This is a genomic window from Rhodococcus sp. NPDC004095, from assembly GCF_053604015.1.
The window spans coordinates 441,411-453,724 of the sequence record NZ_JBSGGS010000005.1 but is presented as its reverse complement, the minus strand read 5'-3'; the positions used below and the strand labels follow the sequence as shown (position 1 = coordinate 453,724).

9 protein-coding genes and 1 pseudogene are annotated in these 12,314 nt (G+C 66.1%); 4 read left to right on the top strand and 6 right to left on the bottom strand.

Annotation, left to right across the window (positions count from 1 at the left end; genetic code table 11):
- Positions 1-21: 21 nt before the first annotated feature.
- Entirely contained in the window at positions 22-1,326 is a 1,305-nt protein-coding gene (locus ACWEPG_RS12890; RefSeq protein ID WP_452594530.1) for an MFS transporter, read from the bottom strand.
- Positions 1,327-1,465: 139 nt separating this feature from the next.
- A complete protein-coding gene (locus ACWEPG_RS12885) occupies positions 1,466-3,235 on the bottom strand; it encodes an FAD-dependent monooxygenase (protein WP_450116219.1) in 1,770 nt (589 codons plus the stop codon).
- Between the two features lie 380 nt (positions 3,236-3,615).
- Here ACWEPG_RS12885 and ACWEPG_RS12880 point away from each other — a divergent pair, with 380 nt between their 5' ends.
- The 3 genes from ACWEPG_RS12880 to fahA are packed head-to-tail and all read left to right on the top strand — an operon-like array spanning position 3,616 to position 6,927.
- Positions 3,616-4,833: a homogentisate 1,2-dioxygenase gene (locus ACWEPG_RS12880; protein ID WP_450116220.1), complete on the top strand. Its 1,218-nt coding sequence runs from the start codon at positions 3,616-3,618 to the stop codon at positions 4,831-4,833.
- On the top strand, positions 4,826-5,692 hold the full coding sequence (locus tag ACWEPG_RS12875; protein WP_450116221.1) for a hypothetical protein: 867 nt from the start codon (positions 4,826-4,828) through the stop codon (positions 5,690-5,692). The genes ACWEPG_RS12880 and ACWEPG_RS12875 overlap by 8 nt, the downstream gene beginning before the upstream one ends.
- On the top strand, positions 5,689-6,927 hold the full coding sequence (gene fahA / locus ACWEPG_RS12870; protein ID WP_450116222.1) for a fumarylacetoacetase: 1,239 nt from the start codon (positions 5,689-5,691) through the stop codon (positions 6,925-6,927). The genes ACWEPG_RS12875 and fahA overlap by 4 nt, the downstream gene beginning before the upstream one ends.
- Positions 6,928-7,035: 108 nt before the next feature.
- Here fahA and ACWEPG_RS12865 read toward each other — a convergent pair whose 3' ends face one another.
- The 3 genes and pseudogenes from ACWEPG_RS12865 to ACWEPG_RS12855 all read right to left on the bottom strand — a co-directional run.
- On the bottom strand, positions 7,036-7,557 hold the full coding sequence (locus ACWEPG_RS12865) for a hypothetical protein (protein WP_450116223.1): 522 nt from the start codon (positions 7,555-7,557) through the stop codon (positions 7,036-7,038).
- Between the two features lie 45 nt (positions 7,558-7,602).
- Positions 7,603-8,721 (bottom strand): DNA-processing protein DprA, encoded by a 1,119-nt coding sequence (gene dprA, locus ACWEPG_RS12860; RefSeq protein ID WP_450116224.1) that lies wholly within the window; start codon positions 8,719-8,721, stop codon positions 7,603-7,605.
- A pseudogene (locus ACWEPG_RS12855) lies at positions 8,718-9,317 on the bottom strand (ATP-binding protein); the annotation flags it as partial. The pseudogene ACWEPG_RS12855 and the gene dprA, both read right to left, overlap by 4 nt.
- A 47-nt stretch (positions 9,318-9,364) precedes the next feature.
- On the opposite strand from ACWEPG_RS12855, the gene ACWEPG_RS12850 reads away from it, so the two are divergent.
- The gene (locus tag ACWEPG_RS12850; protein ID WP_452594529.1) at positions 9,365-10,840 is read left to right on the top strand and encodes a recombinase family protein; all 1,476 of its coding nucleotides are present in this window, start codon (positions 9,365-9,367) and stop codon (positions 10,838-10,840) included.
- 2 nt (positions 10,841-10,842) lie between these two features.
- Here ACWEPG_RS12850 and ACWEPG_RS12845 read toward each other — a convergent pair whose 3' ends face one another.
- Positions 10,843-12,114 (bottom strand): hypothetical protein, encoded by a 1,272-nt coding sequence (locus ACWEPG_RS12845; protein ID WP_452594528.1) that lies wholly within the window; start codon positions 12,112-12,114, stop codon positions 10,843-10,845.
- Positions 12,115-12,314: the final 200 nt, after the last annotated feature.

Below are 12,314 nucleotides of genomic sequence, written 5' to 3'. Positions count from 1 at the left end.
GGCGGGAGTCCGGGGAACCGATCAGCGCGGCGCCGGGGCCGACTCGACGATGTCCTCGAGGGATCGACCGGTGGTCTTCGGTCCGAAGATCCACACCAGGACGGCGGTGATCACGAACAGCACCGCCGACAGTGCGAGCACGGTCGAGCCACCGAAGGCCTCGAGAATCGTCAGGCCGAGGAACGGCATCATCAGAGCGAACAGGCGCCCGCTGCCGTAGCACAGGCCGATCGCCGTCGAACGCAGGCGAGTGGGGAACACCTCGGAGGCATACATGTTCACGCAGCTGGAGTGGATGTTGGACGCGTAGCCCATCGCGAAACCCGCCGCCATGATGACCGCATCGCCGGCGCCGTAGCCGAAGACCAGACCGGCACCAGCGGTCGCCAACGCGGTGACGACGGCGAGGGTACGTCGTTCCACCTTCTCCGCGACGATCGCGGCAGTGAGGGCACCGAACGGGTAGCCGACCGCGATCACCGCGGTGTACAGGAGTGATTTCGTGATGTCGTAGCCCTTGTCCACCAGCAGCACCGGGGCCAGCGAGCTGAACCCGTAGTACGCCAGCACACCGATCGTCCACAGCGCGCCGACCGCGATCATCGAGTTGCGGATGCCACCACGGAACAGGTCCGACACCTTGGCCTTCTTCTCCTCGACCACCGCTTCCGGCGGCAGCACCGAGTAGTCGGGGTCCGGCAGCTCCGCGCCGGTCCGGGCCCGCACCTCGTCCTCGATCTTGCGCAGCTCGGCGTCCGCCTCCTCGGTGCGTCCGACGGAGACCAGCCAGCGCGGCGACTCGGGCAGGTTGCGTCGCATCCACAGCAGCACGATGATGCCGCTGGCACCGATGATCAGCAGCCAGCGCCAGCCGTCGATCAGGAACTCGCTGCTCGCGAGCGGTGCGCCGACGAGCGCCACGAGCGGGTACGCGACGAAAGCGAGGGTGAAGGCGTAGCCGATGTAGCGCCCGCGACGGTGCCGCGGGATGAACTCGCCCAGGTAGGTCGGGATGAGCGCAGCCTCGGCGCCCGCACCGATGCCCGTGACGAAGCGGCACACGATCAGGAACCACACGTTCGGAGAGAATGCCGCGATCAGCGAAAACACAAGATAGATACCAAGATTGATCAGGAACATCTTCTTGCGGCCGACGCGGTCGGCGAGGCGCCCGAGGGTCACTGCTCCCACGAACATGCCGAGAAAGACCGAGCCGATCAGGCTCGCCTTCTCATATGTGCCCAGGTCCCAGATCGGTCCGAGGACCGCGGCGAGAACGCCGCCGAGGAACACCTCGAAGTATTCGTAGAAAGCACCGATGCCCACCAGGGCAGTCAGTTTCCAGTGCCAGCTTCCAACCGGGAGTCGCTCCAGACGAGCCGCGGTGGAGCGCGCGTCGATGCGGGGCCCTGTGGACCGGGCCCCAGCGGTGCCGGAATGCAAGGTCATGGGAGGAGCCTCTCCATCAGTTCTGCGCGGTCAGAGCGGCGAATGCCTGCTCCAGGATGGCCAACGGTTCGGCGACGCCTGATACCGAACGAAATGCGACGTGACCGTCCGGGCGCACGAGGATCGCACCCTGATCGCCAACGCCACGAACGGCATGCCAGCGGTCCCCGACCGGACGAATCGCGGCGTGGCGGCCGACGGTCACGACATCGAGCGGGATGCCACGCTGTTCGGCGATCTTCCCCGCGGCCTCGGCCCACTCGCTGCCTGCGGTGTCGACGAGAAGCAGGGCGCGGCCGGGCTCGACCAGGTCGAGCGTGGACCGGTGGTCGTCGCCGTCGACGAGCCATGCGTGTGGGAGCCGATGACCGGGCCGAGTGGTCGGGACGTAATCGAGACCTGCGGGGTCACGCGGCGGTGCGGTGGTGCCGTCGCCGAGCACTGCTCCCCCGTCGTAGACGACACCCAGGTCGAGGTCGTGCGCCTGGAATTCGCGACGCAGCGACGTGGTCGCCTCCGCGACCAGGCTGCGGCGGGTCTCTCCGCGGCGGCCGTCGGAGAACAGGTCGGTGAGAACCTGCCGGTTCTTGTCCTGGTCACCGGCGACGAGCCCGACTGCGGAAGGCAGGATCGCGTGCGCGCGGAAGGTCATCATCGCCCAGTCGATGTTCTGCTGCGCGACAGGCAGCCGCTCCGCCTCGTAGGAGTCGAGCAGATCGAGGTCCGCCCAGCCTCGCAGGACGGCGGCGAGCTTCCACGCGATGTTGTGGGCGTCGCCGATGCCGGAGTTCAGGCCCAGACCGGACGTCGGCGGGTGCTTGTGCGCGGCGTCTCCGGCCAGCAGGATCCGTCCCTCGCGGTAGCGCTCGGCGTGGACACCCTCGATGATCCAGTGGTTGACGCTGATGACGTTCAGCTCCAGCTCGGGGATGCCGAGCAGCTCGCGGATACGCGGCTCGACAGTCGTGGTGTCGAACTTCGCGCCCTCCTCGACCGGCATCGAGAAGTGGACCGCCCACTCCTCGGACTTCGCACCCCACTGGTGCGGGCCGCGCGGGCCGAGATTTCCGTTGGACCACAGGCCCTTCGCGTTGACATTGGCGAACCACGTCTGGAAGGTGCCGTCGTCGGGCACCCACGGCGAGAGGTCGGCGGCGAAGTAGACGGTGACCATGTCGAGCACGTTCTTCTCGCCGAGCATCTCGATGCCGAGCGCGGGTCCGACGGTCTTGCCGCCGTCAGCGGCGAGCAGGAACTTTGCACGGACCTCGGTGCGCTCCTCGGTACCGCGGTCGACAATCACTGCGGTGACGCCGTCCGCGTCCTGGGAGAACGACTCGACCTGGGTGTTGAACAGGACCTTTCCCGGGTTGCGCCGCTCGGCGTGCTCACGCAGGACCGGCTCGAGCCAGATCTGGGGAAGGTCGGTGCACACAACGGGGCTGTCGGTCTCGTAGCGATGCCGCAGCGATCCGCCGCCGAAGGCGTCGATGGAGAATATGGTGCGCCGATCGAGGTCGCCGTCGCCACCGAGGGACGTCGCGAACCGGACCCTCGACATCTTGTCGAGGGGGGAACCCTTCTCGAACACACTGTCCGCGATGCCGTGCTGGCGGAAGATCTCCATCGTCCGCTGACTGAGCAGGTGCGCCTTCGGCAGGTGCGAGGTGGACGGGTGCCGCTCGACCAGGAGTGAGTCCACCCCGAGGTCGGCGAGAAGGCTGGACGCGGTCAGTCCGCAGCCGCCGCCTCCGACGATCAGCACCTCGACATCGGTCTTTTTCACTGGTGGAGCTCCTTCGAGAGAAATTTGTTCGGGGAGGGGGCGCACTGCGGGCGGCGCGAAAGAAGGTCGAGCGCTCAGGGGGTGGTCGAGCGCTTGCGAATCAAAGTGTGACATGGAAAACATTTCAAAAACATTTCAGTAATCGGAGCGCTCACGACGGTGCGGCAGCACCCAGGAAGCTGACCCCGCCGCGCAAGGAGCGTCGAAAGCCGCAGGTAGGGCCATTGCCAAGCAATTTGGAGGGGACGCGATCCGCCCGCGCCTCGGGACCTCGCACCGAGGGCGAGCACTTGAGAAGTTCGGTGCCTGCGACCCACTGTGGGTTCGACGAACGGCGGATCCCGCCGAACTCGGTCCCCGATCCGTGATCGGGCTCGACCATGGATCGCAAAGGAGTGAGAGTGGTTCACTACCGCACCATCGGAGAGGTGTCTCGGCATCGCCACACCGTGTTCCGGGACGCGGACGGCGCCCTGCGCTACGAGGAGCTGATGGGAGAAGAGGGGTTCTCCTCGGACTCCTCATTGCTCTACCACCGGCACATCCCGGCCGCGATCGTCGGCGCCCGCTCCTGGGAGTTGCCGGATCACTCCCTCGTACCCAATCAGCCGTTGCTGCCCCGGCACCTACGCCTGCACGACCTGACCGGCGCGGCCGGAACCGACGCCGTGCGCAGCCGGCGGCTACTCCTCGGCAACGACGACGTGCGCGTGTACTACGTTGCTGCCGACAGTGATTCACCGCTGTACCGCAACGCGATCGGCGACGAATGCGTCTATGTCGAGTCCGGCTCGGCGGTCGTCGAAACCGTCTTCGGCGCACTCGAGGTCGCCGCGGAGGAGTACGTGGTGATCCCCCGCGCCACCACACACCGGTGGCGGGTGACGGGACCCGAACCCCTGCGCCTGTTCGCGGTCGAGGCCAACAGCCACATCGGTCCGCCGCGGCGCTACCTGTCCTCGACCGGTCAGCTGCTCGAGCACTCCCCCTATTGCGAACGGGACCTGCGCGGCCCGGCCGAACCGCTCCTCGTGGACGGCACGGACGTCGAGGTGTACATCAAGCATCGCGGCGCAACGGGCATCACCGGCAGCGTGCACATCGTTCCCCAGCACCCCTTCGACGTGGTCGGCTGGGACGGCTGCCTCTACCCGTTCGTCTTCGCTCTCGAGGACTTCATGCCGATCACCGGCAAGCTGCACCAGCCACCGCCGGTGCACCAGGTGTTCGAGGGACACAACTTCGTCATCTGTAACTTTCTGCCCCGCAAGGTCGATTACCATCCGCTGTCCGTCCCGGTGCCCTACTACCACTCGAACGTGGACTCCGACGAGGTCATGTTCTACGTCGGCGGTGACTACGAAGCGCGCAAGGGGTCGGGCATCGGCATCGGTTCGATCTCCCTGCATCCGGGGGGCCACGCGCACGGCCCCCAGCCCGGCGCGATCGAGGCCAGCCTGGGCAAGGACCACTTCGACGAGACCGGCATCATGGTCGACACGTTCCGGCCGTTGCTGCTCGGCGAGGCCGCTCTCGCGTCCGAAGACGTCGGGTACGCGTCGTCGTGGTCGGGAGGACGGTGGATGACCGATGACTGACACCGATCGACTTCCCGCGGTCTTCGACGCGTTCTTCGACGATGCCGCCGTCTTCCCGCCGGGTCGCGCACCGCTCGACCGGGCGGTGCGCGAGCACCTGGCGCGGCGAGACACCGCGCTCGGAGCCTCGGTCGGCCCGCTGCTGCTGACCCCGGACCACCTTGACGAGGCGGCCCGACTGGCCGAGGTGGCCGACGAGCCGCTGCGCGTCGGAGTCGTCGTCGCGCCCGCCGGCCTGGACGACGCCATGGGTGCGATCGAGCGCGCCGGTCGGGCGATCGCGGTGACCGGTCTGGAACTCAAGACGTCCGACAAGGACATCGAACGGACGGTGACGGCGGCGGCCGCGCTCACCGACCGGTTCGGCGTCCACGTGGAGCTGTCCATGGACCGGATCCGCAGCGGGGCCGTGTCCCTGCTGGCGGGCGGGCCGGTTCGGCTCAAGGCCCGCACCGGTGGCCTCGTGCCGGAGGCGTTTCCGACCGCCGATGACCTCGCCTCGATGATCGAGGCCGCGGTCGGCACCGGAACCTCGTTCAAGCTCACCGCCGGACTGCACCGAGCCGTCCGGTACACGGACGAGTACACCGGGTTCGCCCACCACGGCTTCCTCAACATCGCCGTGGCCACCGCCGCCGCACTGGCCGGAGCCGACCACGCGACCCTCTCCGAGATCCTCGAGGAACGCGACGGCGTCACCCTCGCGGGACGGTTCGATGTCTCGGACACCGCGTGGCGCGCACGGTTCGAGTCCTTCGGTACCTGCAGCATCGCCGAACCGATCGAGACGCTCGCCGAACTCGGCCTGGCGCCCGCCCCCACCGCGCGGGCCACCCCAATTCTCAAGGAGCACCCATGACCGACGTCCACACCGACAGCATTGCCGCACGCCATTCCACCGAGGGCTACGGCATCGCGCACCTGCCGTACGGCTCGTTCTCGACACCCGACGCGGCACCGAAACTCGGTGTCCGGATCGGTGACCACGTCGTCGCCGTCGCCGACGCCCTGTCCGACGCATCGGACCTCCGCGACGTCGTCGACACCGCAAACCTCGACCGACTCTTGGCATCCGACCGCACCGTCTGGGATCGGCTGCGCGCCGAACTGCAGGACGTGCTCTCCTCGGAATCCGATGCAGCGCGGATCGGCGGCGCCCTGCACTCGATCGTCGACGTGACGCTGCACATGCCGTTCACCGTCGCCGACTACGTCGACTTCTACGGCAACGAACATCACGCCACCAATCTGGGACACATCTTCCGCCCCGAAATGCCCCCTCTGCTGCCGAATTGGAAGCATCTCCCCGTCGGATACCACGGTCGCGCGGGCACGATCGTCGTCAGCGGCACCGAAGTGCGCCGCCCGCACGGGCTGCGTCCGGAAGCGGACGGCATCCCCACCTACGGCCCGTCCCGCCGACTCGACATCGAAGCCGAGATGGGCTTCGTGCTCGGCGGTCCCGTTCCCGGCGGCCGGGTCTCTGTGAACGAAGCGGATGACCACATCTTCGGTCTGACCCTCACCAACGACTGGTCGGCCCGCGACATCCAGGCCTACGAGTACGTTCCGCTCGGCCCCAACCTCGGCAAGTCGTTCGCGACCAGCATTTCGCCGTGGGTGACTCCGCTCGCGGCGCTCGACTCGGCTCGGGTCGCTCCCCCCACACGCGACGTGCCGCTGTCGGAGTACCTGGACGACGCCGCGGCGGCACCGTGGTCGTTCGAAGTCGAGTTCGAGGTGGTACTCAACGGACAGGTCGTCTCCCGCCCACCGTTCGCATCGACCTACTGGACGGCGGCGCAGATGCTCGCGCACATGACCGTCAATGGTGCTGGACTCCGTGCCGGCGACTTCTTCGCCGGTGGCACCATCTCCGGGCCGGGCAAGGATCAGCGCGGCTCGTTCCTCGAATTGTGCTGGGGTGGAGCAGAGCCCCTGACGCTGTCGGACGGTTCCGACTTCACATTCCTCCGGGACGGAGACGAGGTTGCGCTTCGCGCGACCGCACGCGCCAACGACGGTTCGGTGCTGCGATTCGGCGACTGCTCGGGTCGGATCACCGAGTTCGGCACCGGCCCCGACGCGAAGTAGGTCGTTGCGCTGCGGGTCGTCGCGGAGGCGGCGACCCGCGGCGCAACGCACGACCCGGGGCATGTCACCTATCGCGTGGACCGCGCTGATCCCGGAACCAATCCGGGATCAGCGCCACCCCACGCGGTCCAGCAGGCCGGCCGGCACGCGGTCCGCGAGCAGTGCCGCCAGCGCCGAGGTTTCGTCCGGCGTGAGGTAACTCGGATTCGCCGTTCGCGGCACCCGAAACTGCTCGCACCCCTGCAGTGCGGGCGTCTGCCGCAGCACCTCGCGGGGAACGTACGTCGGGCCGGCCAACCGGACCGCATCGAACTCGACACCCAGGCACGGCCGCGACGCCTTCTCCCGGTCGACCGCGTGTTGGGCGTCGAAGCCGTCCGGCCAGTCGAGCGCGCCGTCACTGGTGATCCTCCCGACCTCGTAGATGCCCGGGTTCTTCGGCCCGGTGATCCACAGCGCAATCAGGTCTCCCCGCTCCACGAGGCCGGAGCGCCGGGAGGCGGCGCTCAGACTCCAACTGCTCTGGTGCACTTCCGGTTCCGGCCCGTCGCCGATACTGCCGAAGTAGTCCGACACGGCCGGGTTGCCCTTCACGATCCAGCACCCGACGTCCGCTCGTGTGATCGCCATATCCGTTCCCTTCCCTTCGATTCGTGCACTCGTGGCTTTCGGCGCTCATCCCCGCCGGAACCAGCCCGTCTCGTCCTGCCCGACCAGACCCTCGAGTTCGAGCGTGGGCAGTGCCCCCCGGACCGCCGCGAGCGGCTGCCCCGACGACTCGGACAGCTCGCGCACCCCGACCGCGCCCGACGCGGGCAGCGCCTCGTACACCCGGGATTCGGTGACGGACAGCGCATCGAGGCGTCGCGCCGGGCCGGACTCGTTCTCCCCTGCCTCTATCGGTCCCGCGGCCGCAACGACCTCCGCGGCCCGCGTGACGAGTTGAGCGGCACCGTCGCGGATCATCCGGTGACATCCCACGGATGCCGCGGACGTCACCGGTCCCGGAACCGCCAGCACCGGACGGCCGAGCCGCGCCGCCCACGCCGCCGTGTTCCGGGCACCGCTGCGTGCCCCCGCCTCGACGACGAGAACCGCGTCGGACAGTCCCGCGACCAACCGGTTGCGGGCCAGGAACCGGTGCCGCGCAGGGGTGGTCCCGAGGGGATACTCGCTGACCACCAACCCGGTGGCGGCGATCTCCTTGAGCATCCGGGCGTGCCCGGCCGGGTACGCCCGGTCCACGCCGCACGCGAGGACCGCGACGGTGGGTCCGCCTGCGGCCAGCGCGGCCCGGTGCGCGACCCCGTCGACGCCGTACGCCGCGCCGGAGACGATCGTCCACCCGGAACCGGACAGGTCCTCGACGAACTGCGTCGTCACATACTCGCCGTACCCACTCGCCGCGCGGGTGCCGACCACGGCGACGGCGCGGTCGGTGAGGTCGGCCGCCGATCCTTCGCCGAGCGCCCACAGCGCGAGCGGCGGCGCGGCCTCCCGGTCCCGGACCGCATCGATCCCGTCGAACGCCAGCAGTTTCCATACCGGCCAGTCCTCGTCGTCCGGCGTCAGGAGGCGGCCTCCCAGTCGTTCGAGGTGTTCGAGGTCGCGCTCGGCGGTGTCGAGATGCCTTCGTGCCTCGGTGCGGGTACGCAGCACCTCGGGCAGATCGGCCTCCCGGACCGCGCGGGCCGCGTCCTCCGGTCCGACGGCCGCGACGAGTTCGGCCAGCGGCGCGCACGGGCCGAGCGCCACCTGCGACAGGTACGCCCAGGCGAGGGTCCGCGCGCTCACGCGGCCCACCGGTCCCTGTAGCCCAGGGCCAGTCCGACCTGGTCCTCACCAGGGACGGTCAACCCCGCCAGATCTCCCAGCGTCCACGCAACTCGAAGCGCGCGGTCGGCGCCTCGAGCGGTGATCTCACCGGCCCGCAGTGCCCGCTCCATCCCGGCGAGCGCGCCCCGGCCGAGCCGGAACCTCTGCCGCAGAGCCGGTCCCGGGACCTCGGCGTTGGTGCGCCACCCGAATTCACGCCAGCGCTCGACCGCCGCCGCGCGGGCCTGCTCGACCCGCGCACGCACCGCGGCGGTGCCCTCCCCCGCGTCGCCGTTGAGCGCGCCGACCGAGAGCGCGAACATCTGCACCCGAAGGTCGACCCGGTCCATCAACGGACCCGACAGCTTGCCGAGGTAGCGGCGGCGGGCGGTCGGAGCGCAGATGCAGTCCTCGGCGCGCGGGGGCGCGCACGGACAGGGGTTGGCGGCGAGGATCAGTTGGAAGCGGGCCGGATATCGTGCGACGCCGTCGCGGCGGGCGATGCGCACCTCACCGTCTTCGAGCGGGGTCCGCAGCGCCTCGAGTGATTTCACCCCGAGCTCGGCGCATTCGTCGAAACATTGCATAACACCCCACAACCTGCGACAATAGTAGGTACAATATGCAAGCTTCAAACCCTCAGTCCCCCAACGCATCAGCGGCAATCTACTGCCGGATTAGTTCCGACAAGACCGGTCGGGCGGCCGGCGTCGAACGGCAAGAGGGCGACTGCCGGGCCATGGCCTCAAGACTCGGACTCACCGTCGCTCACGTCCTGGTCGACAACGACATTTCGGCATACAGCGGGAAGCCACGCCCCCAGTACGAACGACTCCTTGAGCTGGTGAAGGAAGGTGCTATCGGCACCGTTCTGGCCTACCACCAGGACCGCCTACAGCGCTCCCCCACCGAGCTTGAGGCCTACCTCGATGCGGTCGAGTCGAACGGGGTAGGCACCCACACCGTGCTCTCGGGATTCATCGATCTGTCGACCCCGTCTGGACGATTCCAAGCTCGGATCGTGGGCGCTGCGGCGCGGTACGAGGTCGAGCACATGGTGGAGCGACAGCGGGACGCCAAGCTCGACGCGGCATCGCAGGGACGATTCCTCGGCGGGCAGCGACCGTTTGGTTTCGAGCGCAGACGTACAGCCATTCGTGAATCCGAGGCGGAACTCCTGCGCGAGATGGCAGATCGGGTCATCGCAGGGGGATCGTTCTGGTCAGTCGCAGTCGACCTCAATCGACGCGGCATCCTCACCCAACACGGCAAAGACTGGAACGCGCTGAAGGTACGCAATGTCCTCATCCGGCCAATCAACGCGGGCATCGTCCTACATAAGGGTGTCGAGTATCCGTCCGAATCCCCCGCGATCTTCACGCGTGAGGAATGGGCCGAACTCCACGCCGCGATTGAGATCAACCGCCGGGCATCCAAGTACCCCGGCCGCGCACGAAAGCACCTCCTCAAGGGATTCCTCTACTGCGGCCTGTGCGAAGAGAAGCTATTCCACAAGAGTAAGCAACAGCGTGATGGCTCCTACCGGACTACTGCGGCCTGCGGGAAGACGGACAACCAGACAGGTAAACAGCATGGGTGCGGGAAGGTGTCACGGATGGTCGAGCCGATCATCGAGCTTGTGACCGACTGCATTATGTACCGCCTCGACTCACCTGAGCTCGCCACAGCGCTCCACAAGTCAAAGTCGAGTGCAGATGCCTTGAAGACGCTCACAGCTCAACAGCGCGCTCTCACGGATTCCATCACGGAACTGACCGACGACTACTACGTGCATCACCTGCTCACCCGAGATGAATTTCAACGGGCCAAGGCACAGACTGACGCCAAGCTGGGTGAGCTAAGTAGGGCAATCGAAGGGGAACTGTCCAGCACGTCTGCTGCGAGCATCGACCTCAGCGGCGACATCCAGGAGCGGTGGGAACACGCCGATCTCGAGTGGAAGCGACGGCTGCTGACTCTGCTGATCAGCGGAATCTACGTCGACCCAATGCCGAAGACTGAGGGTTACCGCTACCCGAAGTTCAAGGACAAGTACAGGTTCGATCCGGAACTAATAAGAATCGAGTGGCGCCACTAATGTCACTTCCTCAATGGTTCGCACATCACGCTATACAGATCACGCTCGCCGTCGGCGAAAGCTAAAGACGCCTGTTGAGCACGAGGGTGCTCGCTGCGTTCGAAACGCCAGACTCGCCACGTGTCTCCTCGACTCAAGCCGTACTCAATCCATCCACCAATTTCACGATTAACGGTCTTGTAGTTGGGATTTGGGGCATGAGGAATCGACAGAGGCCCGGCTGGCACCTCACCGAACTCATCGTTCGAACTTGAACATACCGGCGCTACGATTCCTCCAGACGCGAGCAACGAGACAGTTTCATGATACTGGGGCGTCGCCGGCGAGTAGACGCACACTACAAGGTTCTGCGCGGTATCAACATTTGGCTCAGCAGCAATGACAGCCAGTGATGCCGAAGTAAGATTCAACAACCCGTTTGCGGTGGGGTTCTCTTCATCTACATAGGCTGGGCGGCCGACACTTTTAGATCCTTCACTCAGCTGTTCGTTCCATGCATGAGCTACACGACCCTTAATGATTGGGACACACGCGTCAATCTGTTCAGCCTCAGGAAGACGAGAGAATTCAGCATGAGATAAGCCCGTTGCAGGATTTGAATCAACCCTCTCCGAGGAGGCCTCATCTAGGGAATCAGATATCTTTGAACTTAATAGCAGGACGCCGAGCAGAAAACCAATAACCAAAGCTAAAATCAATAGCGAACCTATCGCCATATGATTAAGCATGAACCGAAGGACCCTGTCCGAATACGTCGACAACCAGTACTTGAAGCTCGGCTCGACCCTCTTCTTAGTCCGGGTTACAACGTCGATGCTCACGTGCTCGGATTCTTTAGATTCGACCGATTCTGGGCGTTCAGTACCAGATTCTGGCTCGACCGCGCTAAGACCAAGGTGATCCGCAATAAGATTGATCGCCGCCCTCTCCTTAGTCCTGCTCGTATTGAGAGCAACGCTAGATTGCCCACGGGCATTAACTAGTCGTCGGCGGCGAACATTGAGAGTTGTGCGACGGCCCTTGGAATCTTCAGGCGTTAAAGCGTAAGCGTGCAAGAAGAAGTCGCTCAGACTATTGCCCGTCCAGCCTGCTACATGGTCAGCCTCGGCGAGCACGTCATCAGCGAGTTCAATGAGGCGCGCACGTGCACTAGCCCCGTCTCCGACACCCAGCGCTTCGAGAATCTGTGGTTGCGCCTCAATGCGAGGCTCTGTTGCACCCTCCCCCTCAGCCAGCTTGCCCATCGCGGCAACGAACTCATCCCTGCTGGTCAACCCGCCTCCAAGGGTTCAATTGAACCCTCAGTTTAGACGACGTGCGCTGGTGACTCCTGACTGTCATTCAACTGAATGATCAGTTTCCAATTGACTCTTCCTCTTGAATCCGGACGGCTGGCAGCTTTGATCCCACGACAGCACGGAGGGAGGGAAATGTACCGACACAACATTCGCCACGCACCGAAGTCGAAGTCGAC

Excerpts from the sequence above, each read along its gene's own strand:
- ACWEPG_RS12880 (WP_450116220.1), top strand. The coding sequence starts at position 3,616 with ATGGATCGCAAAGGAGTGAGAGTGGTTCACTACCGCACCATCGGAGAG.
- fahA (WP_450116222.1), top strand. The coding sequence starts at position 5,689 with ATGACCGACGTCCACACCGACAGCATTGCCGCACGCCATTCCACCGAG.
- ACWEPG_RS12865 (WP_450116223.1), bottom strand. The coding sequence starts at position 7,557 with ATGGCGATCACACGAGCGGACGTCGGGTGCTGGATCGTGAAGGGCAAC.
- ACWEPG_RS12850 (WP_452594529.1), top strand. The coding sequence starts at position 9,365 with ATGCAAGCTTCAAACCCTCAGTCCCCCAACGCATCAGCGGCAATCTAC.
- ACWEPG_RS12875 (WP_450116221.1), top strand. The coding sequence starts at position 4,826 with ATGACTGACACCGATCGACTTCCCGCGGTCTTCGACGCGTTCTTCGAC.